This window comes from Siminovitchia acidinfaciens (assembly GCF_003605385.1).
GTDB classification, from domain to species: domain Bacteria; phylum Bacillota; class Bacilli; order Bacillales; family Bacillaceae_C; genus Siminovitchia; species Siminovitchia acidinfaciens.
The window spans coordinates 92,597-118,256 of record NZ_QYTV02000003.1 but is presented as its reverse complement, the minus strand read 5'-3'; the positions used below and the strand labels follow the sequence as shown (position 1 = coordinate 118,256).

Sequence of the window (25,660 nt, the reverse complement as noted above, 5' to 3'; positions counted from 1 at the left end):
CCTGCTTTGACTTTTTCTTCCGTATTTTTTATGCCTCTTCAGCTGTGTGTCCAACTGCATACTGTCTCTTATGCTTGTAAATGAAAAACCCAAGCGTTAAGGCCATAAAACTGACCAGGAAGCCGAACAGAATGCCTAAGTTATGCCACATGAAACTGAAATCACCGCTTGATATGACCGCTTTATATGCTTGAACGGAATAAGTCATTGGCAAAAATGCATTGAACCATTGCAGCTCATGTGGAATCAATTCAAGTGGGAATGTACCTGCGCTCGTTGTCAATTGCAAAATCAATATGACAATGGCTATAAATCTTCCCGGATCGCCAAGCAGCGTGACAAGAAATTGGATTAATGCTACAAATGCCAAGCTTGTAATGATGGTTGTCAATATAAAAAGAAGGACACTTTTTACTTCAATTCCGAGTCCGAAGAGCATGACAACGACCGCCAACAACGATTGCAGAACACCCACAATCGCAATAACCCCGAATTTCCCCATAAACCAGGATACTCCGTTTTTCGGCCTTCCCGCAGGTTCTCTCAACGGAAAAACTATTGATAAAAGCAAGGCGCCTACAAATAAACCAAGTGACAAGAAGTAGGGCGCAAATCCGGTTCCATAATTCGGAACTTTATTCATGGGGTGGTTTTCCACTTCCACCGGCTCGCCCATCATGTCGTATGTCCGGTCATCGGCATGGACAGATCCCGCCTGCTTGGCCGCATCACCAAGTTTTTCTTTCATATCAGCGGCCCCGTCATCCAGTTTCTGTGTGCCATTCGCCAATTCGTTGGAGCCTTCAGCCAGCTGTCTGCTTCCTTCACCAAGCTGACTTGATCCTGCTGATAAGCTGTTCATGCCACCGTACACCTGCTTCGCTCCGCTGTTCAGTTCTGCAGCACCGGACTTGGCTTCATTCAGCTTTTCATCAAAAGTGGACATGCCTTTCAACAGCTCGCCTTGTCCGCCAGCTAGCTCATTTGCCCCTTTTAAAAGATCATCTGACCCGCTGGCAAGTTCCCCCAATCCTGATTTCAATTGCTTCTGTCCATCATTCAATTGACCGACCTTATCGCTTATGATGGCCGCGCCTTTTTGTAATTCACCGGCGGAAGTTTTTAATTGATCCGTTCCAGCCGCTAATTCAGCACTGCCGCTTTCCAGTTGTGAAATCCCTTCCTGCAGTTGACCTTTTATTTCCTTGCCCAACTGAGCTTTCAATTCATCGGGAATTGGAAGAGCTGCAAGTTTGGCATCTATTCCATTTAGTTGTTCCTTCATCTGGACAATGCCTGCATTCAATTGATTGGCTCCTTGTGATACAGAATCTGTACCAGCTTGGAATTGTTTCAGTTTTTCAGCCAATTGCCCTGTTCCGTCATGGATTTGGTCTGTACCCGAAATGATGGTGTCCATGGAGCTTTCCGCCTGTTGTAGCCCTTCTTTCATATTTTTGGAACCGGCTGCCAATTTTTCGGATCCATGGGTTGCCGCTTTTGCGCCATTCACAAGTTGCTTGTGCCCTTCAGCCAGTTGATCAAGTCCATTTGCCAATTTTTCAGTTCCTGATGCCAGCTCCCCTGTACCAGATTGGATTTGGGACACACCATCTTGGAACTCAATGGATTTTGATGCGAGCAGACCTAAGCTCTCCTTTAGCCGATGCGATCCTTCATTGATCTTTACTGTACCTTCGTGAAGCTCACTCGCCCCTTCACTGGCTTGCTCAAATCCATCCGCCATCTCTTTCACTTTATCAAACATTGTCTCCGCATACGTGGCAGTCACTTCCTTGGAGACTGCCGCTCTGATTTCCTTGGCTGCAGTTTCTCCTATTTGTGCGGACAAGAAGTTATATCCTTCATTAGGTACATAATTCAACTCAAGCTTCTTCGGGTTTTCATCCATCAAGGTTGTTGCATTTTCCGAAAAGTTTTCAGGAATTTCAATCAGCATGTAATACTTCTGCGCTTCCAGCCCCTGATATCCTTCCTTCTTTGTGACAACCTGGAAAGAGAACTGATCATTGTCCTTTAATTTATTTACAAGCTCATATCCCAAGCGCAATTCTTCCCCTTCAAAGTCGGATCCTTTGTCATTATTGACAACGGCGACCGGGAGGTCTTCCAATTTGTCGTACGGATCCCAAAATGCCCATAAAAACATGCCGCTGTATAAAATCGGGATCATCATCACAGCGATAATAGGTATTAACAATTTTTTATTCCGGAAAATCTCTTTCCACTCTGCAGTAAATAGTGTTTGTTTCACTTCATTTCTCCCCTTAAAACAATATGACTATTTTCCTCATGTGGTCACACGTTTGATAAAAACAAGGACTATCACATGGACAATCCTTTAAACAAATAAAATTCGAATAAAGAAGCAATCTTTTCTTCATCCAACGGTTGATGATATTTTTCCCAATCAAATATAAGAGAAACGTATAGCTTCAGCATGATGAATGCAGTAATTTCCGGATCACATTGCCTGATTTCCCCTTTTTGAATGGCTTCCTCCACTTTTTCCCTAATATAATTGATTATGGCACTTTCCACTCTTTGAATCACTTCCATAACCGCCGGTGTGCCAATTTCCTTCTCTTCCTGAAACAGCTTGATCGTCAGCTGATGTTGTTTGCGAAATTCCAACAGACGATAAAGTGCCCTGTTGGCATTTTCATGGAAAGAGAGGTCGTCCTGGATCGTTTCTTCTGCCTCAAACTTCATTTCTTTAATTAGAGCGGTCACAATTTCGGCAAGCAACTCCTCTTTATTTTCAAAAAAATTATAGATAGTTCCTTTGCCGACATTGGCAATTTTTGCAATTTGATCCATCGTTGTCGCTTTGTAGCCAAACAGAGAAAAAGATTTTGACGCCGCCTCTATAATAAGTTGCTTCCGGTCAACAGCCATCCTATTCACCTCGCCCTCATGACCAAAATACCAATTTAGTCAATTCGTTCAAAATAAAAGATACCATAGGTATCCTTAAAAGACAAGAATAATTGATAAGGAAAAGCCCCTTATCTAAAATCTTACCGGTAATATTCTATCAAAACAAAAGGAACGGCTCTGGACCGTTCCTGAAATTAACTAATATATTGTAAGACTTCTTCCACCGCAGCTTTCCCCTGATCGATGCAATCGGGAATTCCCAGACCTTCATAGGAACTGCCGGCAATGAATACACCAGGCATTATTTCCTTAAAATTGGATTTGATTTTATCAATCCGCTCTTTATGGCCAACGGTATATTGCGGCATTGACTGTTTCCAGCGCGAGACAATTGTAAAATTCGGCTTTGCCGTTAAATTCATTGTCCGCTTCAAATCTGCCAATACGATTTTCTCAATCTCTTCATCTGACAAATCTACGACAGTTTCCTCGCCAGCGCGACCAACATAACAGCGAAGCAGAACTTTCCCCTCTGGTGTCGTATGCGGCCATTTTTTATGAGTCCATGTACATGCCGTAATTGTATAGTCACTGTTTCTCGAAACTACAAACCCAGTTCCATCCAGATGATCATCGACATCTTCCGCATTAAATGCCATTGCTACAGTTGCTACCGATGTTGCAGGCATATCCTTTAATTCCTGAATAACAGAATCATCAGGGAACAAGTCCGCCAGCGCAAAATGAGGCAGGGCTATTACAACACTGTCTGCATCCAGCGAATCACCGTTATTCAGCATAAGCTTATACCCGTTACCATCATTTTCCGTAATCGACACAACGCGTGTCCCTTTAATAATAGAGTCAGTTTCAAGCTTCTCTTCAATTGCCTTGACAAGCGATTCCAAACCGCCTTTTAACGTTAGGAAAATCCCTTGATTTTTTGCACTCACTGTTTTTGGAGGTGCGGAGGGCGTAGTTTTTTTCATGCCCAAGATCAAACTGCGGTATTTTTGCTCCGCATGGTAAAATTGCGGAAATGTTGACATTAAGCTGAGTCGATCAATGTCCCCGGCATAAATACCTGACAGCAGCGGTTCGACCAAGTTCTCCACTACTTCGTCTCCCAGCCGTCTTCGGAAGAAACGTCCCAACGATTGATCGCCCGAAACATTCGACCGCGGCATGACTAAGTCTGCAGCCGCCCTCATTTTTCCTTGAATAGTAAATAAATCTGTCGTTATGAAGGGCCCAATCTTAGTTGGTATCCCCATAACCGCACCCTTAGGCATCGGATGGAGCTTCTCGTTTGCAAGCACAAAGGCGCGGCCCGCTGTATTGTTCACGAGCTCATCTTTTAAGCCCACTTCAATCGCTAGCTCCTGTGCACTCATTTTCCGTTCAAGAAATGAGTCGGGTCCGCGCTCGATAGTAAAGCCATCTTTATAAACGGTTTGAAACTTACCTCCCAGCTTGTGGCTTGCCTCAACAAGCGAAACGTCACAAGACATCTGCTCTTTTTGTATTGTTTTTTGCAAGTAGTATGCTGTTGTTAAACCGGTGATGCCACCACCGATCACAACAACCTTTTTCTTGTCTTCCAAACCGAAATCGCCTTCTTTTTATTAATGTTTTCCGAGTTGCTTTAATACCACTGAAGCAAGAGCATCTATAAACTCAGGCTGCGCGTCCGGCATGTCCGGCCGATAATACGCCGAGCCCACTTCATCAGTCACAACTTTACACTCGTGGTCGTTGTCATAGAGTACCTCGAGGTGGGTTGATACAAATCCCACTGGTATATACACAAAAGCTTTGTACTTTTTCTCCCTATATAAATCTCTGGTCAAATCCTGCACATCCGGTCCAAGCCACGGCTCAGGAGTATTTCCTTCACTTTGCCATCCGACTTCATACACTTCAATGCCTGCGCCTTCCGCAATTAAATCCGCAGTTTCCTGTAATTGCTGCGGGTACGGATCTCCGAATTGAAGGATTTTCTCAGGCAGGCTATGTGCAGAAACAATAAGGCAGGATGCTTCGCGCTCATCCGCCGGCATGTTATTGTAAACTTCTTTTACACGTTTGACCCAATAATCTATGAACTTAGGTTCCTTGTACCAGCTTTCAACAGATGTGATTTCAGGACCACCCAATTCAGCAGCCTTCTCTTGTGCCCGGCCATTATAGGACTTGACACTGAAAGTGGAGAAATGGGGCGCCAATACGATGGATACAGCCTCATGTATGCCATCATCGTGCATTTCCTGCACAGCATCTTCTATGAACGGCTCAATATGCTTTAATCCGATGTATGCTTTGAATTCCACTTCTTCCTGAATTTCATTCAACCGATCCGCAAGTCCGTACGCCTGATCTTTGGTAATTTTTGCAAGCGGTGAAATTCCTCCGATGGCTTCGTATCTGCTCCGCAAATCTTCCAATGCTTCTGGGGAAGGGCGCCTTCCTCTTCTTATATGAGTATAGTAGCGTTCAATATCATCTTCGTGATATGGAGTTCCGTATGCCATAACGAGCAATCCCATTTTCTTTTTCGGCATCATCTTGCGCTCCTTCTGGAAAAATTACTTTAATTTCTCTGCACTGTATTCATGAACAAATGCAGTCAGTTTTTTCAATGTTTCCGGCTTAACTTCAGGGAAAACACCGTGACCCAGATTAAAAATAAAGCCAGGTTTTTCAATACCTTGATCGATAATTTCTTTCGCACGCTCTTCAATGGCACTCCATGGAGAAATTAACAATGCAGGGTCCAAGTTTCCTTGTACTGCTTTTGTTATTCCGAGCTTACGGGCATCCGCAATCGGCAATCTCCAATCAAGTCCAACGACATCAAGCGGCAAATCATTCCATTCAAGCGTAAGGTGGCTGGCCCCTACCCCATGCATAATAAGCGGGACATTCTCATTTCTCATTTCAGTGAATATCTTCTCCATAACAGGCTTGATAAAGTTTCGATAATCTGCACGGCTTAGAGCACCCACCCAAGAATCAAACAATTGTACCGCACTGGCACCAGCTTTAATTTGAGCTTTTAAGTAAACAACCGTCATTTCAGCCAGCTTATCCATTAAAAGTGCCCAGGTTTCCGGTTCGGAATACATGAACGCCTTCGTTTTATGGTAATTCTTTGAAGGGCCTCCTTCAATCATATAAGATGCCAATGTAAACGGAGCTCCACCGAAGCCGATCAGTGGGACAGATAATTGCTCCTTTGTTAAAATCTTGATTGTTTCAAGCACATAATCAATGTCTTTTTCCGGATTCAATTCACCAAGCTTTTCCACATCACTTGCAGAGCGGATGGGATTATCAATGACAGGACCGATTCCGCTGACAATCTCTACATCTACCCCCAGTGCAGGAAGCGGAGTCATGATATCTTTGTATAAAATTGCTGCATCCACATTGTAATTTTCCACCGGGAGGCGTGTAACATATGCGCAAAGCTCAGGCTGGTGAGTAATCTCAAACAGAGAATATTTTTCTTTCAGTTCCCGGTATTCCGGCTGCGAGCGTCCGGCCTGGCGCATGTACCACACAGGTACATGTTCCGTCTTCTCTCCTCTTGCAGCCCTTAAAAAAGTATCATTTGTAATTTTACTCATGTAAATGGAAGCCACCTTTCGGTTTTTCTATATAAAACAAATTGTTATTCCACACTAATAATAGAACATGTGATTGACTCATGCTTACTATAGTACTTTTCTATCGTAAAGTATAGGCGGGGTGCGGGGTTGTCATAAATTTGTGCTTTTTACACACCCCTTTTGCACTTTGTTTTGTCTTACCCGGTTTAGGGTAAAATTAAATAACAAGCAATTCTGTACAGAAGGGGTGTCTTGGTTGTACACATACATTACTACAGGAACATATTTTTTCTTAAAAAAAATTGAAGAAAAGCATCCGGATGAGGATATGCTTTTAATGCAAAACGTTGAAACTGCACTAATTTGGCACGAAACAAATGGCCCAACGCTTTTTCAATCGCCCAGAAAATATGAAGTCATTCATTCTTCGGGGCAGCTTGAAAAGAATGGCTTCGTTGCCTGCAATCATATACCTGTACGCGAAGAAGGCAGGCCCGTATTCGAGTACCAGTTTGCTGAACGGATGAAAAAAGTCGAATCTTTTCCCGGTTTTATTGCTTTCAGGTTATTGCGGCCGCTTTCAAATGATACTTATGTTGTCATGACCATGTGGGAGGATGAGAAAGCATACAACGACTGGAAGCAATCACCTTCATTTGCCGAATCCTACTCGAAGGCAATCCATTCCGCTGAAAATAACAATGTTTTTTCCGGGCAATCGTATGTATCCGTCTTTGTACTGGACGACGAAAAAAGTGATGATAACGAGTAATTGACACACCCTCCCCGAGCTTTCATATGATGCTGTATGGGAAAATAGGCTTTTATCCCATTGACATATGAAGCTGCAGGGAGGAATAAGTGTGGGAATTGAGTTAACTGCCTTGCATTGGATCTATCTCTTATTCATCGGACTGACAATCTTATTGATGATCCTAAGACGTGATATCACAATCATTTGCATAACAGGTGTTCTTCTGCTTGCCTTTACGGCCACCGGATCTTTAGCCCCATCAATTAGCGCTATTTTTACAAGTTTTATATATGCAATCAGCGAATTGCTTTCAATTATCCTCGTCATATCAATCATTACATCGATGAGCAGGATATTAATGGCAACCGGAATCAATGATATGATGATTTCTCCTTTCGCCAAAATAATTAAGACCCCTGCACTTGCCTTTTGGACGATTGGTATCGTAATGATGGTCATTTCCTGGTTTTTTTGGCCTTCCCCTGCTGTTGCTTTAATGGGAGCGGTACTGCTGCCCGTTGCTCTTCGGGTCGGCCTTCCTGCTCTTGGTGCTGCAATCGCTATGAACCTTTTTGGCCATGGAATTGCCTTATCAGGCGACTTCATCATCCAGGCGGCCCCTAAACTTTCCGGTGATGCAGCAGGATTAGCGGCTTCGGAAGTTATTGCAGCAAGTATTCCCCTTATCATTATCATGGGTGTTGTCACAACAGTAACCGCGTTTATTTTTTTAAAGCGGGATATGAAGAAAGGAAAGCTCTATTCCACAAAAGAATTCGCCTCCGAGGGAGTCATGAAAGAAACCGAAAAAAGTGAACTCTCTCCTCCTGTCAAACGATTCTTCGCAGCAATCATTCCTATCCTATTTGCAGCCAATATTGGCATGATGTTTACGTTGAACCTCCAAGGAGGAGAAGCCACGGCGCTAATTGGTGGAACTTCAGTTTTAATATTAATATTCACATCTATTGCAGCACATAAACGGCAGGCTCTGGAAAAAACAACTAAACTTCTTATTGAAGGACTTCAGTTCGGTTTTCGTGTGTTCGGACCTGTCATTCCTATTGCCGCCTTCTTCTACCTTGGCGGAGGCGGATTTGAGCAGATGATTGGCAGCCCTTTGCCAGAAGGCTCCGAAGGAATCATCAATGATCTCGGAACAGCCCTTGCAGCTGTTGTCCCTGTCACCAAATCAGTCGGGGCCTTAACAATTACAGCTGTTGGCGTCATCACGGGTTTGGACGGATCAGGCTTTTCCGGACTCCCTTTGACAGGCTCCATTGCAGCACTATTCGGCAAAGCTATCGGCTCCGGTACAGCATCGTTAACCGCATTGGGACAGATTACTACCATCTGGGTAGGCGGAGGGACCATTGTTCCGTGGGCACTCATTCCTGCTGCTGCCATTTGCAATGTCGATCCATTTGAACTAGCCAGGCGTAACTTGGTTCCTGTCATCATCGGATTGGCAGTGACCACTATTGCCGCTTTGTTTTTCATCTAAAAGATTATTAGGGAAATGCGCTTTCTGACAGCATTTCCTTTTTTAGTAAGGTTGATCGCAAACTACCTGGAAATATGCGACAATTAACTTCCACCACACAGTAAAAAACGCTTTCAGCCACTCCTCTTATGCTATAATTATTTTCAGACAAATAATAAATAGGCGGTGGTACTCGATGAAGCAGGCTCTATTTGAAAAATTGGAAGAGCAATATGATGAAATGGTGCAAACCAGACGCTACTTGCATCAGCATCCCGAACTTTCATTCAAAGAGTTCAAGACAGCGGCATATATCGCAGATTTTTATAAAAAGCTTGGAATTGATGTAAAAACTGGAGTTGGCGGTAATGGAGTCGTGGCACGCATTAAAGGCGGAAAACCGGGTAAAACGGTCGCCCTGCGGGCTGATTTCGATGCACTTCCGATTCAGGAAGAAACAGGTCTTCCTTATAGTTCAAAAGCACCAGGCGTGATGCATGCATGCGGTCATGACGCTCATACGGCGGTATTATTGACAATCGGAAAGGTGCTCCATGATTTAAGGGAGGAGCTTCCCGGGGAATATGTTTTAATTCACCAACACGCCGAAGAGCTTGCTCCAGGCGGAGCCATCTCAATGATTAAAGATGGATGCTTAGATGGTGTAGATGTCATTTTCGGAACGCACCTGTGGGCAGAACTTCCTTATGGAACAATCAGTTACCGGACAGGCCCATTCATGGCAGCCGCAGATCGCTTTGAAATTGTCATTCAAGGCCGCGGCGGGCATGGTGCCATGCCGCATAAAACAAAAGACGCTGTGGCCATCGGTTCCCAGCTTGTCATGAATCTGCAGCAAATTGTAAGCCGCAGGGTCAACCCTGTAGAACCGGCAGTTGTTTCCGTCAGTTCTTTTATTGCAGAAAATGCCTTCAATGTTATAGCGGATACAGCTAAGCTGCAAGGCACAGTCAGGACATTCAGTGAAGATGTCCGTGATTTAATCGAGCAAGAAATTGAAACGGTCGTAAAAGGTACTTGCATAGCCAACGGCGGTTGCGGTTATGAGTTCGACTATCACCGCGGTTATCCAGCAGTCGTCAATCATAAAAATGAGACGGAATTCTTAGCAGGTCTAGCAGCCGACGTTCCAGGCGTTTTATCGGTGGAAGAGTCGGAGCAGCAAATGGGAGGAGAAGATTTCGCATACTATTTACAGAATGTGAAAGGCACATTCTTTTTCACAGGCGCCCTGCCCGATCATGAGGATGCAGGTTACCCTCATCACCATCCAAAGTTTGATATTAACGAAAAGGCAATGCTTCTTGCAGCCAAAACACTGGCATCGGCAGCTGTTAATTATCAAAAACATGAGTTGACGGAAAATAAAGCTGTAGGAATATCATAATAGCAAAAGGCACCCGTTTTTTTATGCGAGTGCCTTTTCTGATCGTCCATAGATGTGCAGGATATGGAAGTAAAGAGCTTCCCCCTAAATTGCCCTTTCCCTTTTAAAAGTACTGCTCCATTTTCTTAATTCTGCCGGGCGCGTATTGCTTACCGAAACCAAAAGCGAACATGATACTTAACAATAAAATGAGTCCGGAGTTTACAATATTCCCCCCTGCCAAGGTGAAAAGAGCGAATAGCAGTCCCTGCAACATCAAAACCTGGGTTAATAAAAGATAGAAATCCTGCTTTTTATATACTGGCGGTACGGGATACAAATGAACCCACACCTTCGTATCATGGAGCCGATAAATGGGGAGCAGCTGGAAGCCTGTCAAATATAAAAATAGAAATGCGACTCCGACAGCAACATATAAATTGTCGATAAAATACAAAATAATACAGGCAAGCAGTGTTAACCTGATAATTAATCCTGAATATTCACTTGTTCTCACAAGTGTTCTCGAATACAAGAATCGAAAAGTATTCCTGTCTCCAAACGAGATGAACTCGAAAAGAGGATCGAGCCATTTCCTTCTCCATACCTTGCTTTTCAAATGCGGTACATCAGTAAACATATTTGCCGTCCGATAAAACATTTGCATCCTGCCTTGCTCTTTTTCAATCAACAATTCCCATTTCAGGCTCTTATTTTTTACAATGCTCCTCATATAAAGAGTGTAAGCAGTTGCGATAAGAACAACGGCCAATATGTACCACCACGAAGCTTTTGCAATAATAAAATAAAGGATTACTGTATTCAAGGTAAACCGGATAATCTGATCAGCCGCAAGCGTTCCAGAATCATTAGTTTTCAATGTATCCCAACGCAATTTTAAATTCCAAAACTTTAATACAAGCAGCACAGTAAACAAATATATAAAAGCGGCCAACCCTGCACCTGTCGCTTTAAAATACAAGGGCATCAGCGCCGCAAGAGTGAGCAGGAGGATATATGCCTGGATGACAAAGCTTAGTTTCATCCCTTTTTTAAAATATCCCGTCAACTCATTTTCCAACGGCAGCAGAAAGACTATATCAGCTTCCTTGAGCAATGTAATGATGGGGCTGATCGTCAAACAAAAAGCTAAAACAATCGACATGACAAGGCTGACTGGGAAGTCTTCCGTGATACTCTTCACCCATTGAGAATAGTAATAAATGGCGGCACCACCGCCAAAAATCAGCACAAACTTCATGTGATCATTAAACATATATTTGAAATAGCGCTGCATCTCTTTTATAAATTCCTGAAACCTTTCAGGCCATAGTTCATTTATTTGTTTCATCCGGCTCTTCCTTTGTCAATTGAATATAAATGTCATTCAAAGTTGCGCCGCGCATGCCGAATTGCTCCTGAAGCTCTTCTAATGTTCCATTTGCGCGCACTTTGCCGTTATGTAAAATGACAAAACTGTCACAAAACTGCTCCGCTGTTGCAAGGATGTGAGTAGACATTAAGATGCCGGCCCCCTGCTCCTTCATTTTTTCCATTAGTTCAAGCAGTGATTGAATTCCAAGTGGATCAAGGCCTACAAAAGGCTCGTCAATGATATACAATGGCGGTTCGATTAGAAATGCACACATGATCATTACCTTTTGCTTCATCCCTTTTGAAAAGTGTGCGGGAAACCATTTCATTTTTTTATCCAGACGGAACTCCTTAAGCAATGGCTCAACTCTCGATTTATATGTATCCTCAGACAGGCCATAAGCCATTGCCGTTAGCTGCAAATGCTCCTCTAATGTCAATTCGTCATACAATACCGGCGTTTCGGGAACAAAGGAAAATTGCTTCCTATACGCGACATGGTCTTCTTTCAACTGCTTCCCATTAACGGAAATTGCTCCGGAACGAGGCTCCATCAAGCCAATAATATGTTTGATTGTCGTACTCTTGCCTGCTCCATTCAACCCGATCAATCCGACTAACTGACCTTTCTCCATGGAAAAAGATACATCTTTTAAAACAGGCTTTTTTGTATATCCGCCGGTCAGGTTTTTGATATCCAATAAAGACATAGTCATTCGTCCTCTCATTTAATGATTTCATTGTATCAAATAACAGGCATCCAAGCATTAAGCAGCTGGTGAATTTTTCCTCTAATAAACCATACTTAAATACACAATATATATTTTGAAGGGCGCGGGAAAAACAAAGCTGGGGTGGTTGTCGTAGACAATGATCTGCAGTAGACGCGGAAAGTCAAATCAATTGCATGAACTGTAATCTGTACCTTAATAAGGGGATGATTGCGTTGGGCATGATTATGATTGATCGAATGTTTCTTTAATCAAACCGATGGGCGAGATGAAGAACACTTTCCTAAATATCCGCTAATCCTTCAATGTGCAGAGCCTTGGTGCTCTGCACATTATTTATGTTTCGCTTTAACAGACAGGAAGTCCTATTAGACGATTGAGGCCAGTGCCTCTTGCAGACCACGTTTTTTTCGTTTGCTTTTTGTTGTTCCCCTCCCTCTATGATAAAATGGGCTATTATAATGTGCAAAGGTGGAATGGACATGAGCAACTGTATTTTTTGTAAAATTGTAAATGGCGAACTTCCGTCAGCAAAAGTATTTGAAAATGATGACATTCTGGCTTTTATGGACATAAGCCAAATCACAAAAGGTCATACGCTTGTTATCCCGAAAATACATAATGAGGATATTTTTGAAATGGATGAGGAGACAGCCGAAAAGCTTTTTTCCGTTGTTCCTAAAATTGCGCAAGCCATTAAAGAAGAATTCGGTGCCAAAGGCATGAATTTATTAAATAACAATGGTGCATTCGCGGGCCAGGAAGTTTTCCATTATCATATGCACTTGATTCCAAGATACGATGAAAATGACGGCTTTTCCAAGCGGTTTGTCAGCCATCAGGCAGACTACACACCTGAAGATTTACAGACGATGGCCGCGGCCATTTCAGGCAAATTAAAATAATCTCCATAACCCGGACCTTATACCTGGTTGAATTTAAAAAAGGCTTCATTTTCAGAAAATAGTATGCTACAATACTGTTAATCTTTCGCTGGCAGCAACAGAGCATGTCAGGATTGAGAGTATGAGTTTAGTTGAGAAGAGGAGAGTTATACAAATGAATACTAGAATACTTGTCATTTTATCTTTATTTGTGGCAATCGGCGCTGCGCTGCATTTTGTCATTCCTGGGATTTTCGGGGGTATGAAACCTGATATGATGCTGGCTATGATGTTTTTAGGAATCGCGCTTTTCCCTGATAAGAAAAATGTACTATTGATCGGCTTGGCAACTGGTTTGCTTGCGGGTCTTACATCCAGCTTTCCAGGAGGACTAATTCCGAACTTGATCGACAAGCCAGTAACTGCTTTTGTTTTCTTCGGACTGTACCTGCTTATTGCAAAGAACATGTCCAATTTGGTCGTTGTTGCGATCCTGACTGCCATCGGTACATTGGTTTCCGGAACAGTGTTTCTAGGGTCTGCTTTACTCATTGTCGGGTTACCACCAGGCACAGGCTTTTTAGCATTATTTGCAGCAGTCGTGATTCCTGCAACAATCTTGAACGCTATCGCCATGTTTGTTCTTTTCCCAATTGCTAAAACGATTTTGAAACGTACGAATCTGATGCAGCAAGCCTCATAGAATTAATAAGAACCCCGCCTATGGTGAGGGTTCTTATTTTACTTTGAAAGTATGGCCATTAAAATCCCGGCGACAAAAATCAGGCCGCCTATACATCCAAGGGAAGCAACCCGGGCCCTTAATATTTTTTTCGGCGGATAAATGCCTGGCCGTTGGTATAAAATGACATTATAGAACATGCCAATAAGTAACAGCGTCCCGAGGGTGATAAAAACGGTCATCATCACATTTATATCGTCCACCTCGATCCTTTTCGAGTTTACACATCACTAAATGATTACACTATTCTGATTGTCCGGTTGCAGACGGCGCCAAAAGACGTGGCAATTTAGGCAGCCAGCAGTTGTCGCCCCTAAGCAGCCGTCTTACGCTTTTCTGTTGTCTAGCTACAGCGCCTATCGACTAGCAGACTTCGCGTCTAATCTGCTCCTGCGGCGCAGCATATTCGAAGAAGCATAGGCGAACTTCATAGCAAAGCTGCACGACGTTTACTCAGGGAAGTATCACACGAAGTCATTCCAAGGAGCAGCTTTCCTACGATAAGTCAACATCGGCTCCGATGGACAGGACGTCCTAGTGCCACCGACGCACAGGAAGTGCTAGTGCAAGCGAAGCGACAGGATGTCGCTCCCTGAGCCTGCCAAAGCCACAGGACGTGGCAATCTGAGGCGGCCTTCGTCGCCGTGTTTCCTTTATCTCGTCGGGGTCACTCTGTCCAGCTGCAACGCCTAGCCCCTCGAGGTCATAAGCCAATTCCCTGTGGTGGCTGAAAAACTGCCTCCTCGGGAATCGTCTTATGCTTGTCGGGGCTGATCAAGGCGTTTCCGCATTTCGGCTCAGTCTGTACGTCGATGGGCAGGCGCTTTCGCTTTTCTATAATACTATGCAAAAAAAGTGTGCGCATGAAAAAGTTCGGGTAAAGTAAATAGCAGGAGTTTTAATTTTTTTCCAGAAATAATTATTAAAATAAGTAATTAAGACAGGGTGAGGAAAATGAACAAAAAAATGTTAACTTACGGTTTATTGGTGGGAGGAGCCGTCGGTGCGGCAACTGCCCTGCTATACGCTCCTCTTTCGGGAAGAGAATTGCGAAACCAAATGAAGGAATCAAAAGATGAATGGATTAAGATTGCCAACGAGTTTAAGGAAAATGCTTATGAGCTGAAAGATTCCGTATCAAAGCTCTCACAGGATGGAACAGAAATCATAAAAGAGCTTGCAACTGATGTAAAGACTGCCGTAGAGGAATGGCAGAATGAGATTGAACCTACAAAAACCGCTATGCAGAAAGAGATAAAAAATATACAATCAACAATCGCGGAACTGGAAAGCAAGCTTCAGGCGGGTAAAGAAACAATCCGCCCTTCTTAATGGCATTTTGGCAAGAGAATTAGTCGCTCTTACTCTTGCCTTTTCTTCAGTTCTAAATTTTTTTAATTTTTTTCAGATTGCATTTTTATTATTTTTTTTGCATAATAATAGAAACACCTTTAAAGCGGGGGAGTAAAATGGCAGATAAACACGTTTCCATCAAAGAAGCAATGATTTTCAGCCAACGGATGGCCCAATTAAGTAAAGCATTATGGAAAGCGATCGAAAAAGATTGGCAAAACTGGATTAAGCCCTATGACTTGAATATTAACGAGCACCATATTTTGTGGATTGCATATCACTTAAAAGGTGCCTCCATTTCAGACATAGCTAAATTCGGTGTCATGCACGTCTCCACAGCCTTCAATTTTTCAAAAAAACTTGCAGAGCGTGGATATCTTCAGTTTTCAAAAAAAGAGAGCGACAAACGAAACACATATGTGGAGCTGACTCCACGCGGAGAGGATTTACTGCTTGAACTGATCGAATGTTACGACCCAGACGAAGACTCTGTATTTACGGGTGCTGCACCTCTAAGAGATTTATATGGGAAGCTGCCTGAAGCAATGGAAATGATGGCGATTGTGCGAAAAATATACGGAGAAGACTTTATGGAGATTTTCGAAAAATCTTTCATCAACCTTGAGTCTGACTTTTTCGAAATCGAGGAAAGAAGAGATAAAGCTGAAATCACGAGTGCCGTTTAATTCGGCAATCACCTGATGTTCAGCCATAATACCTTCATAAGTTTCGGATGGATATTCTGTTTCAAACATGCTTGGATTGTTTCTCGTGGCTCCAGTTTCCTATTTAACATGGCCGTAAACTGTTTAAAAAGCGGAGAATGAAAAACAAAGTTTTCCGCTTTTTGCCTTTCCATTTCATCCAGCAGTTCTTCGCACAGCAAATGAAACTCCTTTACTTCCTTTTCCGCCAGCCCATTTTTAATGATCAACAGATCAAAATCCTTATTCACTGGCTGAATCATTTCCAATAAAAGCTTTTGATGATATTCAAGCTTCTTGATTCTCTCCATTAACTCATCCATTCATACATCTCCCTTTTAGGTAAATAAACCATCAATTTAGACTGAAATAAATTATTCAATCAAAGGATAGGTTATATCTAGCTTCGGCGGACAGGAAATACTAGTGCAAGCGAAGACACAGGACAAGGAAAGTTCGTCAGCGTTACATCGCACGAAGAAAAAGCTCAGCTTTTTCGAGGATGTTGCGGTCTGAAGCGGCGACGCGCAGGACGCGCTAGTGCCACCGAAGTTACAGGATGGCGCGATCTGAGCTGAGACTGCCAGGTCCCATCGGCTTGAGGTCACAAGCTGCAAGGAAGCAAACTTGGGAATGTTTCTCAAAATGCAAATGAAATCAGCTGCATTCCCGTAATGGTTAGGAACCCCCTCATCAATTTCGCCTTGCGCTTGTCGTCTAAAGTTGCGCCTTACGCTTTTCATATTACAGGAAAGGGGGCCGAACAAAAATCTTGTTGCTTTTCCCCCTCTTTCATCGTACATTATGAGTAATTCAATTTCACAAAGTAAGGGGGGATATAGCAATGCATTGTTGGAAAGCATACTACGTAGACCGCAAGCATCATTTTTTCCGGCGCTTTTTCATTTCTTCCCTTGTTTCTTTGTTTGTTTTCATATTTTCTTATGTAATAATGCAGACATTTGCAGCCCGGCAATTCAATGATGAATTTTTTATTGTGTTTTTATGCAGTTTCCTTCTACTGTATCCTGTTCATAAACTTTTTCATATTGTACCAATCATTTCCTATTATAAACATATGAAATGGGAAATCGAACGACATTTTCGCATTTTACCTGTCATAGATATTAAAGTAGAATGCCCGATTCCGAAAAAACGGTTCGGTATAGCGCTTATTTTACCTTTTTTCACACTTAATGTCCTGCTCATTTTTTGCATTTTTCTTCTGCCACAGTATGGGCATTATATTACTATTTTACTTGCTTATCATAACGGCTTATCGACATTTGATCTTTTATACTTTAAAACACTATTCCTTTCACCTAAAAACGCCCTTGTTGAAGAGAACGATGAAGGCTACGAAATATTGGTAGAAGACGATCCTTTATAATGATGCTTCCATACAGTTTTTGTTAAAAACTTTTGGAGCATCATTTTTTATGCTGTCTTTTTTTTGTAAAATTTGCTATCGTATGTTTATGGAGATAGTTGGGGGGAGGATTCGGATTGCCAGCTTTGTATATTATATTTGCTATTTTCATTTTATATATTTTTAATAACTTGACCTATTCCCTCTGTGTACAACGGGAGATACCTGAGGAGCGCCACCCAAAGATTTTTCGGACTATTAATATATTGATTACAATTTTACTATTCTCCTCATATATTGAAATACTTTATACTTAGTAATAATAGCGCAAGCACCTGTTAATCATGGAATAACTTGAGTAGGTCCCAACGAGATAAAATAAGGAAGTTCGAGAGTGCCTGCAGTTAACGTGAAGGAGAGTTTGCCTTCAGAAGCGATTGGCTTAACCCTAGCCCTAAGACACTTGGCAGGTCAGAAGCATCGTCCTGACGCTTCACCTGCACTAACATCTCTTGTGCATCGAAGCCAGACAACACGTTGACTTACCCGTTTTGCTGCCCGCAGTTTTTCTTCTCCTGTGGCTTCAGCAACCTCAAGGCACGACTTCCTGCCCTTTCGCTGTACCAGTACCTCCTGTCCGTTGGAGCGGGACGCAGCATAATTTTATAGATGAGTTATTCACAACTTAAGCTTTTAATAATTTCTTTAACAACAAGCAAGGACGGCATCCGCGTGGATACCGTCCTTTTTTTTGAATTCTAATTTATCCACTTGTTGAATCTTAGTAAAACCAAGAAGCTCCGACAATGATCAACAAGATGAACAATACTACGATTAAAGCAAATCCTCCTCCGTATCCACGGCCTCCGCTCACTTATATGCACCTCCTAACATACTTCACCATGTATCCTATTCATTCGATTTTATAATGCTCAAGATATTCGCCCAGTCATTTAAAGTTTTTTACCAGACAAAAGCTGCTCCAACGATAATCAACAAGATGAACAGTACTACTATGAGCGCAAAGCCTCCGCCGTAACCAAATCCTCCCATATTGATGACCTCCTTTGCTGTTTCGATATAGCATATGAAACGGGCGGGCATGTTGGCTGAATAAAACGCCCATTTTTTTAGATTTTCGAGAAATTGTTTTTTTCTGCAATCATCTGTGATATAGTATGATTTGTGGAAATTGAACACGCGATAGATATAAAATACAGGGAGTTGGCTTACATGAAAAAATGGGTATTATCCCTTTCTTTGGCAGCCGGGATTGTTGGACTTGCAGGCTGCGGGGGCCAGGGCGGCGATGCAGTTGCCAAAACCAAAGCTGGAGATGTTACAAAAGACGAATTATACGAAGCAATGAAAGATAAATTCGGCGAGCAGGCACTTCAACAGCTAGTTTTTGAAAAGGTTCTCTCTAAAGAATACAAAGTATCTGATAAAGAAGTTGACAAAAAACTGGACGAGCTTAAAGATCAGCTTGGGCCACAATTCCAAATGGCCCTTATGCAAAGCGGCTTCAAGGATGAAGATGACTTCCGCGAGTCCCTGAAAATCAACCTACTTCAAGAAAAAGCGGCAGTAAAGGACATCAAAGTGTCTGAAGAAGAAGTGAAAGAGTACTATGAGAACAAACAAAAGGATATCACTGTCCGTCACATTTTACTCGACGATGAAAAAACTGCAAAAGAAGTTAAGGCAAAGCTTGATAAAGGCGAAGATTTTGCAAAGCTTGCGAAAAAATACTCCGTCGATACAGCTGCAAATGAACAAGGCGGAGACCTTGGAACAATTTCCATTGACGATCCTCAGATGGATGAAACATTCAAAAAGGCTGCCTTTAAATTGAAGAAGGATGAAATCAGCGCTCCTGTTGAAACACAGTTTGGCTGGCACATCATCCAAGTAACGGATATTAAGGAAAAGAAAGATAAAAAGCCATTTGATAAAGTGAAAGACGAGTATGAGTATGAATTAAAAGTAGCCAAGCTTGATCCTGAAATGATGCAGGAAGCTCTTAAGAAAGAGCTTGAAAAAGCGGACATTAAAGTAGAAGATAAAGATCTAAAGGAAACTTTCGATCCGATTTTAAATGAACAGCAAGAAGGCGGAGACGTCCCTGCTGACGAAGAAAAAGAAGAGGAAAAATAATAAGAGCTGCCCCCTCGTTGGGCAGCTTTTATTTTTAAAGTTAAGTATAAAAACCTTACCAAATGTTCTAGGATACGTTGTCTAGCTTCAGACGCCATCAGCTCAAGGTCACAAGTTGCAACGAAGCTTAATCAGGGTGAACGTGCCCCTGCGGTACAGCCTATTCAGGGAAGCATATGTTTCCCCTCGTCGCAAAGCTGCATGAAGGCCAATTTAAAGAAGTTTCTCACGATGTAATTAATATTAGCAGCTTTACTGTGGCCGGTGAAGAGCTCCCTCATCAAAATTCGCCTTGTGCTTGTCGCCTAAGGCTGCGCGCCCTGCGCTATTCCTTATTATTCCAAACCTTCCGCTTCCCTTACCTGTTTCCTCCGTTCCTTCTCTTCCTCCATCCTCTCAATGTAGACTTCGCCTTCCTTCTCTATCCATTCCCTTTCGAATTCACGATCTTCACGGGCTGTTTTAATAGCCATGAAAGCACTGACGAATATTCCTGCAATAACGAAATACAACCAAATGGGCAAGGTCATTTTCTCCTTCTCCTTTCGTAGGCTAGTCCATACTATTGTAATAATATGTGAAAAAACAAAAAAAATGCCTCTAAGACAGAGGCATCACGAATGAAATGTCGGTTTATAAAAGGATCGGTTATCAAGCGGGAAAACTTTCTCTGAAAATTCTCCGGGCTTGACATGTTTTAAAGCACGGTCAAGCATATTCATTTTTGCGTCCATATTATCGATGAGAAAAAGGATTTCAGCCTCTTTGATCATCGGCTGTTTCGGGCTTCCCCATTCCAGCTTTCCATGATGGCTAAGTACGAGATGCTGAAGAATAACAACTTCTTCCCCCTGAATTCCAAGTTCTTCTGCAGCCTTTCCGATTTCATTGACAATAATGGTAATATGGCCAAGCAGGTTCCCTTCAATCGTGTAGGCCGCCGCTACAGGGCCGGACAACTCGATAACCTTTCCAAGGTCATGAAGAATGATGCCGGCAAACAGCAGATCACGGTCAAGAGACGGGTAAAGCTCAGCCACTGCCTTAGCCAAGTCCAACATGGAAACTACATGATAGCCGAGACCCGAAACAAACTCATGATGATTTTTCGTTGCTGCCGGATATTCAAGGAACTGCTCTTGGTACTTGCGAAGCAAATGCCTTGTAATCCGTTGAATATTTGGATTCTTCATTTCAAATATATATTGAGTAACCTTGCTTGAAATTTCGTCCTTTGATATCGGAGCTTTCTCCAGTAAATCGCCGACGCTAACATTATCCTGAGGGTTCGAGCGTCTGATTTTCTTTATTTTCAACTGCATCCTTCCCCGATAATTATGAACTTCCCCGGTGACCCTGACAATCGTTCCCTGCTGGTATGCAGTGACCTCACTGTCAGAAGCGTCCCAAAGCTTGGCTTCAATATCGCCTGAACGGTCTTGTAAAATGAGCGTTAGAAAAGGCTTGCCGTTGCTTGCAACTCCTCTGTACGCGCTCTTGATAAGAAGAAATAAGTCCACCTGTTCCCCGACTTCATGTTCCATCAATTCTTTTAACATCCAAACGCCTGCCTCCCTTTATTCTCACCAAATTATAACATAATCTCTTGCCACCATTCCTCATTATTCAGCCACATTCGGTTGTAGCAATCTTTGTTGAATATGGATGACCTGTTCATCGGAAAACTGATTAGCAATGTGCCCGTGGCAAGTAAACAACAAAACTTGTGCATCAGCACTAAAATTTTGGATCAGTTGGAGCATTCTCTTTGTTCTCTCTTGGTCAAAGTTTACGAATCCGTCATCGATGATTACAGGGAATGGGTATTCTTCCTTCAGAACATGCACTAGCGCCAGCCTGATGGCGATATAAAGTTGTTCACCGGTACCCCTGCTTAATTCCGCGGGTGAGAACAAGATCCGGTCCTTCCTTTCCACCGTCAGATTTCCATCCGGATGGACATGAAGCCGGATATACTCATCGTCAGTCAGAAAAGAAAAGTATTCCGTTGCTTTGCGAATTACCTTCGGAAAACGGCCTTCCTTGTATTTTCCCATCACTTTTTCAAGTAAACTCGCTGCAACAGCTAATTCAGCCCAACCATGGGCTTCTTCATTGAATGTAGAGCGCATTTGTCGAAAGTGATGCAGATTCTCCGTATATGTGCCGCCTTCTTCAAGGAATCGTACTTCCTGGTTTAAGATTGCCAGCCTGTTTCTGTCCTCTTCCAGATGGCGTGACAGTTCATTCATTTCTTCGCTTAAACGATTGATTTTACGTTGGAGCTCATCATGGTTTTGGACGATTTTATCATCTTCCTCTCCAAGCTGGTCTTCCAACAAAGCCAAGCGCTCTAAAAGGTGGTTTCTCTCTTCAAAAAGCCTGGATTTTTTGCGGAAATCTTCTTCACATGTAACATCAGCCGCTTCAAAAAGCTTGTTCAAACTGGACAGTAGAGCAGCTTTTTCATTCTGAATTTGAAGGATGTTTACATTTAGCTCGGACAATTTCTTTCCCAATTCTTTTAAGAGGATTTCCTTTTCCTGTTCTTTTTTCAATGTTTTTTGCAAAATGTATATCGCCTGGGCAGGTTCATGAAACTCGATGTCTCTCTCCATAAGGAATTGTAAGAGATTTTCATGCCATTTTTCTTGCCCATTCAGAATCTGTACCTTTTGAGCTTCGATTTCTCCAATTTGCTGATCAAGCTGCTGGAGTTCCTTTAACATGGAGAAGGCATCCTCGATCTTCCGGTGAGAAAAATTCTCACTCAATCCAAGCTTCACTTTAATGTCGTCTAATTTTTTTTCCTCGGCATCAACGCTGTCCCTTACCTTTTGTAACAGGGAACAGGATTCTTCAAACTTCTTTTTTTGTTCCTCAAGTCTTGAAAACTGATCCTTCCATTTCTCTCGTAGCACAAGCTGCTGCTTAAACTGGTGAACAACATGAATATCACCAATTGATGTTTCCAACAATTCTTCCGTTTTTTTCAGCTTTTCGCGCTTGGCGTTCAAGGTTTCTGTAATAAAATCGGGGCTGGTCCCTTCTCCTCTCCTTAGGAATGAAACGATCGTATATACGATGCCGGCAACAGCTACAATCGTCAGTGTCCATTGTTTGGACAGGAAACCCCAAATAAACATACTGAAAAAGATGAGAAGGAAAGCAGATGATAAAATGACGGTCTGGCTTTTCTTTTTTTGATAAATTTCATCTGCACGTTTCTTTCTATTCTTAAGACCTTCCACTTCCTCTTGAAGCTCTTTTCTTTGTTCTTCAAGATCAGCAGCTGATTCCCGCCTCTCATATAGCACTTTCCAATCTTTAAAAGTACTTTCGCTGACTAATTGCTTTTCTATTGCTTCACATGCATTTTCCAGAGCGATAATTTCTTTTCTATCAAGCTCCAAACGATCCTCCAGATCTTTCATCCGACCTTCATATCTCATATATTGTTGGAGCGTTTCTTTTATTCTGGCCTTCATATCGATTCCCAAATTCAAGCATTTTACGGATTGAGCTTTTTCAGATGAGTAATGTAATTCGGCAACAATAGACTCGTATTCTGTTCGGGCTCCGGCAATGACATGCTCCAGTTTGGCCAATTCTTCCATTTCTTGCTGCTGTTTTGGCCATTCGCGAATAAACGTTTCTGCTTTATTTTTGTTAAAGTCCACGAGAAAAGCATTTTCCTTCATTTCCCTTTTGGTATTCGCAATCCTTTGCTCCACAGTTTTTAATGTACTCGATATTTCCAATAAACGATCATTATATTTTTCTAACCTTTTCAACCCATCCATCGGAAATGCTACTCCATCCAGCTCTAATAAACGTTTCTTTATTTGATTTCTTTCCTTAATCAGCGGCCATTTCTTAAAAATGTCACTTAGCGAGCCGTGCTCTTCTTTCCGATTATCCAAAAGCTCTTTTGATGTTTTCACCCGGCTGTTGATTTCCTCAATTTCGGCCAAAAGTGACTCATATAAGGCATTTTGCTGTTTTGCATGTTTAAGCTGCTGCTCCTTGTGACGAAGGTTTTTCAGCTGTTCGTTGAGCATCGGCTTGCGTCCGCCGGGTTTAAATAGTTGATTTAATTCCCTTTGTATTTGCTTTTCAACCTGCAGAAGATCATCTGTACCCACTGTACCGGCAGCAATCAGATATTTTCCGATGTCGTCCTCTTTAAGGCGCTGGATTTCCTGAATCCCTTGAAGGTCAAAGGAAAAAATACTACGGTACATTGTTTTGTCCGTTCCATTTAAAAGAGTCGGAAGGAAGTCCGAAGCCTCTGTCGGCCCATTTTCAAGCAGCACATTAACATCCCCTGCCGCTTTGCCCTTTACCCGTTCAATAACTATCTCTCCGTATTTTTCCGAATCGAACACTAGCTTCCCGCCGTATGAAGTATGAGTTTTAGGTTCATATCTTAACTCTGACTGTTGGAGGGTAGGAAAACCAAAAAGGATACTATGGATAAATGACATGATCGTAGATTTTCCAGCTTCATTTTCTCCAAAAAACAATTGCATATCCTCAATATTATCCACTTTGAAGTCATTGAGTCTTCCAAACCCATAAATATGTATTTGCTTTAATTTCATGGACCTTCCCCCTTTCAGTCTATTTCAGACAGGCGTGATAAGACTAATTTTTTCGCTGAAAGCAGCAGCTGCTCTCTTTCCCTTTCATCTAGAGAATCGAGATACCTGCTTGCATAAGTATGTGTATACAGTCCGGATATGGCCTCATCGAATAAGCTTTTATCCTGCATATCCTGGACAGCCGAATCCAGCATGTTTAAAAAAGCACCATCCGATATTAGGCGATGCCCATCATTTGAAGCTTGGTCCAATTCTACGCGATAAGGCCAGACGAATTCGCCTTCAAGAAAAGCTTCATCTTGCAGCATCTCTATAAACTCGCCATTTTCAATTATTTTCAGCACCTTGGAGGACAATCTATGACTATTGGCTAATCGAATTCTGCAAAGGACACTTTGATTTTTGTTTCCTAGTGATTCCATTGCGGAAACGCATGATGTATATAGCTCTGTCAGTTCTATATCATCCTCCAGATGGATTTGTACTGACTCCCAACGTATATCTGCCGTTTCAATAAATTCAAGTTCGGCTCGGACTTCCTTGGTCATCGAGACGAAATAGCAGCCTTTTTCCCCTTCTTCTTTCCGGTGGCGGCCCTGCGTATTTCCTGGATAAATAATGTATGGGTCCGAATGCAGTATTCTTTTTTTATGTATATGGCCAAGCGCCCAATAATCCATTTCCTTTTGAAGCAGTTCATGAACCGTAAAGGGAGCATATGGCTGATGGGCTCCTGCTTGTCCTTCTTCGCTGCCGTGAAGCATCGCAATGTTCAGGTCTGCCCCGGGCTTTTTTTCGAACTCCTCTATTTTTCTTGCAAATACATGCCTTTCAGGATAGCTGAATCCATACACATGAACGGTTACTCCATTTTTAGCGGTAAAATGATAAGCATCAGGCTGTTCACCAAAAACATAAACATTCTCCGGCATATCCAGCTTAATCCAGTCACCGGCCATATGATCATGGTTTCCATGTGTAATAAAGGCGATAATATCTTTTTCCTTTAAACGCTGCAGCTGCCTTCTTAGGCGTGCCTGGGCTTTGATACTTCGGTCTTCTCCATCAAAAAGATCTCCGGCTACTAAAATAAAATCGACATTTTTTTCAATGGCCGCGTCAACCACCCGTTCAAATGCGGAAAATGTACTTTCCTGCAGACGTTTAAACAATTTTTCCGGCAGATGGCCCAAACCCAGAAAAGGGCTGTCCAAATGCAAATCTGCCGTGTGAATAAAGCGGATTCCCTCCAAAACAATCACTCCCCCAAGCGAATGTACGTTCTTATCATTATACATGAATATAGAAGCGACTGCCATACCTAGTCCCCATGCCGCTTTTCGTATAAGTAAAATTATGTAACAATGGATAAAAAGCCAGTTGGAGGTTGAAAAAATATGGGGATTTATCAATTATCCGCTTTTGAACCAACAGGAGAAAAGCTATTGGATGAAAGTTTTGAAGCAGCAAATGATGAGCAAGCCAAAGAAAAAGGGACAGCGATTTTGACCGAAAAAGAATTGCTTGATAAAACGCATCGCTGTGCATCGCCCTCAGGGAAACTAATACTGTTTCACCGGTAAGAACAAAAGCGCAAGTGCCTTGC

Annotated in this window: 26 protein-coding genes; 11 read left to right on the top strand and 15 right to left on the bottom strand. The window is 42.4% G+C overall.

The window, feature by feature from the left end; genetic code table 11:
- Positions 1-28: 28 nt before the first annotated feature.
- The 5 genes from D4T97_RS07930 to hemE all read right to left on the bottom strand — a co-directional run bounded on the left by D4T97_RS07930 (position 29) and on the right by hemE (position 6,530).
- On the bottom strand, positions 29-2,275 hold the full coding sequence (locus D4T97_RS07930; protein WP_126049429.1) for a YhgE/Pip domain-containing protein: 2,247 nt from the start codon (positions 2,273-2,275) through the stop codon (positions 29-31).
- A gap of 71 nt (positions 2,276-2,346) precedes the next feature.
- Positions 2,347-2,919 (bottom strand): TetR/AcrR family transcriptional regulator, encoded by a 573-nt coding sequence (locus D4T97_RS07925; protein ID WP_126049427.1) that lies wholly within the window; start codon positions 2,917-2,919, stop codon positions 2,347-2,349.
- A gap of 176 nt (positions 2,920-3,095) precedes the next feature.
- Positions 3,096-4,505: a protoporphyrinogen oxidase gene (hemY, locus tag D4T97_RS07920; protein WP_126049425.1), complete on the bottom strand. Its 1,410-nt coding sequence runs from the start codon at positions 4,503-4,505 to the stop codon at positions 3,096-3,098.
- 21 nt (positions 4,506-4,526) lie between these two features.
- Positions 4,527-5,462: a ferrochelatase gene (gene hemH, locus D4T97_RS07915; protein WP_126049423.1), complete on the bottom strand. Its 936-nt coding sequence runs from the start codon at positions 5,460-5,462 to the stop codon at positions 4,527-4,529.
- Between the two features lie 24 nt (positions 5,463-5,486).
- The gene (gene hemE / locus D4T97_RS07910; RefSeq protein ID WP_126049421.1) at positions 5,487-6,530 is read right to left on the bottom strand and encodes a uroporphyrinogen decarboxylase; all 1,044 of its coding nucleotides are present in this window, start codon (positions 6,528-6,530) and stop codon (positions 5,487-5,489) included.
- Positions 6,531-6,768: 238 nt separating this feature from the next.
- On the opposite strand from hemE, the gene D4T97_RS07905 reads away from it, so the two are divergent.
- The 3 genes from D4T97_RS07905 (at position 6,769) to D4T97_RS07895 (ending at position 10,157) form a co-directional block, all read left to right on the top strand.
- The gene (locus D4T97_RS07905; RefSeq protein ID WP_126049419.1) at positions 6,769-7,284 is read left to right on the top strand and encodes an antibiotic biosynthesis monooxygenase family protein; all 516 of its coding nucleotides are present in this window, start codon (positions 6,769-6,771) and stop codon (positions 7,282-7,284) included.
- A gap of 91 nt (positions 7,285-7,375) precedes the next feature.
- Positions 7,376-8,770 carry a hypothetical protein gene (locus tag D4T97_RS07900; RefSeq protein WP_126049416.1) on the top strand — a complete coding sequence of 465 codons (1,395 nt, stop codon included), beginning with the start codon at positions 7,376-7,378 and terminating at the stop codon, positions 8,768-8,770.
- 175 nt (positions 8,771-8,945) lie between these two features.
- Positions 8,946-10,157, top strand: a complete 1,212-nt coding sequence (locus D4T97_RS07895) for a M20 family metallopeptidase (protein ID WP_126049414.1) — start codon at positions 8,946-8,948, stop codon at positions 10,155-10,157.
- Positions 10,158-10,260: 103 nt separating this feature from the next.
- Here D4T97_RS07895 and D4T97_RS07890 read toward each other — a convergent pair whose 3' ends face one another.
- Positions 10,261-11,487, bottom strand: a complete 1,227-nt coding sequence (locus tag D4T97_RS07890) for an ABC transporter permease (protein WP_126049412.1) — start codon at positions 11,485-11,487, stop codon at positions 10,261-10,263.
- Positions 11,471-12,220: an ABC transporter ATP-binding protein gene (locus tag D4T97_RS07885; protein ID WP_126050222.1), complete on the bottom strand. Its 750-nt coding sequence runs from the start codon at positions 12,218-12,220 to the stop codon at positions 11,471-11,473. Before D4T97_RS07885 ends, D4T97_RS07890 begins: the two co-directional genes overlap by 17 nt.
- Positions 12,221-12,723: 503 nt before the next feature.
- Between D4T97_RS07885 and D4T97_RS07880 the strand changes: the two genes are divergently transcribed.
- Together D4T97_RS07880 and D4T97_RS07875 are read left to right on the top strand one after the other, a co-directional pair.
- Positions 12,724-13,146, top strand: coding sequence for an HIT family protein (locus tag D4T97_RS07880; protein ID WP_126049410.1), 423 nt, complete (start codon positions 12,724-12,726; stop codon positions 13,144-13,146).
- Between the two features lie 154 nt (positions 13,147-13,300).
- Complete coding sequence (locus tag D4T97_RS07875; protein ID WP_126049408.1) at positions 13,301-13,828, top strand: tryptophan transporter; 528 nt, start codon at positions 13,301-13,303, stop codon at positions 13,826-13,828.
- A 38-nt stretch (positions 13,829-13,866) separates the two neighbouring features.
- Here D4T97_RS07875 and D4T97_RS07870 read toward each other — a convergent pair whose 3' ends face one another.
- On the bottom strand, positions 13,867-14,070 hold the full coding sequence (locus D4T97_RS07870; RefSeq protein WP_126049406.1) for a hypothetical protein: 204 nt from the start codon (positions 14,068-14,070) through the stop codon (positions 13,867-13,869).
- A gap of 751 nt (positions 14,071-14,821) precedes the next feature.
- Here D4T97_RS07870 and D4T97_RS07865 point away from each other — a divergent pair.
- Both D4T97_RS07865 and D4T97_RS07860 read left to right on the top strand, forming a co-directional pair.
- A complete protein-coding gene (locus D4T97_RS07865; RefSeq protein ID WP_126049404.1) occupies positions 14,822-15,199 on the top strand; it encodes a YtxH domain-containing protein in 378 nt (125 codons plus the stop codon).
- A 137-nt stretch (positions 15,200-15,336) separates the two neighbouring features.
- Positions 15,337-15,906: an HTH-type transcriptional regulator Hpr gene (locus D4T97_RS07860; RefSeq protein ID WP_126049402.1), complete on the top strand. Its 570-nt coding sequence runs from the start codon at positions 15,337-15,339 to the stop codon at positions 15,904-15,906.
- Between the two features lie 8 nt (positions 15,907-15,914).
- Here the strand turns inward: D4T97_RS07860 and D4T97_RS07855 are convergent, their stop codons facing one another.
- On the bottom strand, positions 15,915-16,247 hold the full coding sequence (locus D4T97_RS07855) for a DUF1878 family protein (RefSeq protein ID WP_126049400.1): 333 nt from the start codon (positions 16,245-16,247) through the stop codon (positions 15,915-15,917).
- 521 nt (positions 16,248-16,768) lie between these two features.
- Between D4T97_RS07855 and D4T97_RS07850 the strand changes: the two genes are divergently transcribed.
- Both D4T97_RS07850 and D4T97_RS20770 read left to right on the top strand, forming a co-directional pair.
- A complete protein-coding gene (locus tag D4T97_RS07850; RefSeq protein WP_126049399.1) occupies positions 16,769-17,314 on the top strand; it encodes a DUF3267 domain-containing protein in 546 nt (181 codons plus the stop codon).
- A 116-nt stretch (positions 17,315-17,430) separates the two neighbouring features.
- Positions 17,431-17,610, top strand: coding sequence for a hypothetical protein (locus D4T97_RS20770; RefSeq protein ID WP_126049397.1), 180 nt, complete (start codon positions 17,431-17,433; stop codon positions 17,608-17,610).
- A 464-nt stretch (positions 17,611-18,074) separates the two neighbouring features.
- Here the strand turns inward: D4T97_RS20770 and D4T97_RS07840 are convergent, their stop codons facing one another.
- Both D4T97_RS07840 and D4T97_RS07835 read right to left on the bottom strand, forming a co-directional pair.
- Entirely contained in the window at positions 18,075-18,167 is a 93-nt protein-coding gene (locus tag D4T97_RS07840; protein WP_126049395.1) for a YjcZ family sporulation protein, read from the bottom strand.
- Between the two features lie 89 nt (positions 18,168-18,256).
- Entirely contained in the window at positions 18,257-18,346 is a 90-nt protein-coding gene (locus D4T97_RS07835) for a YjcZ family sporulation protein (protein WP_018705487.1), read from the bottom strand.
- Positions 18,347-18,526: 180 nt separating this feature from the next.
- On the opposite strand from D4T97_RS07835, the gene D4T97_RS07830 reads away from it, so the two are divergent.
- On the top strand, positions 18,527-19,450 hold the full coding sequence (locus tag D4T97_RS07830) for a peptidylprolyl isomerase (protein WP_126049393.1): 924 nt from the start codon (positions 18,527-18,529) through the stop codon (positions 19,448-19,450).
- 335 nt (positions 19,451-19,785) lie between these two features.
- Here the strand turns inward: D4T97_RS07830 and D4T97_RS07825 are convergent, their stop codons facing one another.
- From D4T97_RS07825 to D4T97_RS07810, 4 genes are all read right to left on the bottom strand, one after another.
- Positions 19,786-19,980, bottom strand: a complete 195-nt coding sequence (locus tag D4T97_RS07825) for a sporulation YhaL family protein (protein WP_126049391.1) — start codon at positions 19,978-19,980, stop codon at positions 19,786-19,788.
- An 84-nt stretch (positions 19,981-20,064) separates the two neighbouring features.
- Entirely contained in the window at positions 20,065-21,009 is a 945-nt protein-coding gene (gene yhaM / locus D4T97_RS07820) for a 3'-5' exoribonuclease YhaM (protein ID WP_126049389.1), read from the bottom strand.
- 63 nt (positions 21,010-21,072) lie between these two features.
- Positions 21,073-24,054, bottom strand: coding sequence for an AAA family ATPase (locus D4T97_RS07815; RefSeq protein ID WP_126049387.1), 2,982 nt, complete (start codon positions 24,052-24,054; stop codon positions 21,073-21,075).
- 14 nt (positions 24,055-24,068) lie between these two features.
- Complete coding sequence (locus D4T97_RS07810; RefSeq protein ID WP_235872187.1) at positions 24,069-25,373, bottom strand: metallophosphoesterase family protein; 1,305 nt, start codon at positions 25,371-25,373, stop codon at positions 24,069-24,071.
- Positions 25,374-25,451: 78 nt separating this feature from the next.
- Between D4T97_RS07810 and D4T97_RS07805 the strand changes: the two genes are divergently transcribed.
- Positions 25,452-25,637: a YhzD family protein gene (locus D4T97_RS07805; RefSeq protein WP_126049385.1), complete on the top strand. Its 186-nt coding sequence runs from the start codon at positions 25,452-25,454 to the stop codon at positions 25,635-25,637.
- Positions 25,638-25,660: the final 23 nt, after the last annotated feature.

What these genes read in the sequence shown, in the direction of transcription:
- hemE (WP_126049421.1), bottom strand. Translation starts at nt 6,530, where the DNA reads ATGAGTAAAATTACAAATGATACTTTTTTAAGGGCTGCAAGAGGAGAG.
- D4T97_RS07835 (WP_018705487.1), bottom strand. Translation starts at nt 18,346, where the DNA reads ATGGGAGGATTTGGTTACGGCGGAGGCTTTGCGCTCATAGTAGTACTG.
- D4T97_RS07925 (WP_126049427.1), bottom strand. Translation starts at nt 2,919, where the DNA reads ATGGCTGTTGACCGGAAGCAACTTATTATAGAGGCGGCGTCAAAATCT.
- yhaM (WP_126049389.1), bottom strand. Translation starts at nt 21,009, where the DNA reads ATGTTAAAAGAATTGATGGAACATGAAGTCGGGGAACAGGTGGACTTA.
- D4T97_RS07805 (WP_126049385.1), top strand. Translation starts at nt 25,452, where the DNA reads ATGGGGATTTATCAATTATCCGCTTTTGAACCAACAGGAGAAAAGCTA.
- D4T97_RS07815 (WP_126049387.1), bottom strand. Translation starts at nt 24,054, where the DNA reads ATGAAATTAAAGCAAATACATATTTATGGGTTTGGAAGACTCAATGAC.
- D4T97_RS07860 (WP_126049402.1), top strand. Translation starts at nt 15,337, where the DNA reads ATGGCAGATAAACACGTTTCCATCAAAGAAGCAATGATTTTCAGCCAA.
- D4T97_RS07855 (WP_126049400.1), bottom strand. Translation starts at nt 16,247, where the DNA reads ATGGATGAGTTAATGGAGAGAATCAAGAAGCTTGAATATCATCAAAAG.
- D4T97_RS07875 (WP_126049408.1), top strand. Translation starts at nt 13,301, where the DNA reads ATGAATACTAGAATACTTGTCATTTTATCTTTATTTGTGGCAATCGGC.
- hemH (WP_126049423.1), bottom strand. Translation starts at nt 5,462, where the DNA reads ATGCCGAAAAAGAAAATGGGATTGCTCGTTATGGCATACGGAACTCCA.
- D4T97_RS07895 (WP_126049414.1), top strand. Translation starts at nt 8,946, where the DNA reads ATGAAGCAGGCTCTATTTGAAAAATTGGAAGAGCAATATGATGAAATG.
- D4T97_RS07880 (WP_126049410.1), top strand. Translation starts at nt 12,724, where the DNA reads ATGAGCAACTGTATTTTTTGTAAAATTGTAAATGGCGAACTTCCGTCA.
- D4T97_RS07830 (WP_126049393.1), top strand. Translation starts at nt 18,527, where the DNA reads ATGAAAAAATGGGTATTATCCCTTTCTTTGGCAGCCGGGATTGTTGGA.
- D4T97_RS07885 (WP_126050222.1), bottom strand. Translation starts at nt 12,220, where the DNA reads ATGTCTTTATTGGATATCAAAAACCTGACCGGCGGATATACAAAAAAG.
- D4T97_RS07825 (WP_126049391.1), bottom strand. Translation starts at nt 19,980, where the DNA reads ATGACCTTGCCCATTTGGTTGTATTTCGTTATTGCAGGAATATTCGTC.
- D4T97_RS07810 (WP_235872187.1), bottom strand. Translation starts at nt 25,373, where the DNA reads ATGGCAGTCGCTTCTATATTCATGTATAATGATAAGAACGTACATTCG.
- D4T97_RS07865 (WP_126049404.1), top strand. Translation starts at nt 14,822, where the DNA reads ATGAACAAAAAAATGTTAACTTACGGTTTATTGGTGGGAGGAGCCGTC.
- D4T97_RS07890 (WP_126049412.1), bottom strand. Translation starts at nt 11,487, where the DNA reads ATGAAACAAATAAATGAACTATGGCCTGAAAGGTTTCAGGAATTTATA.
- D4T97_RS07850 (WP_126049399.1), top strand. Translation starts at nt 16,769, where the DNA reads ATGCATTGTTGGAAAGCATACTACGTAGACCGCAAGCATCATTTTTTC.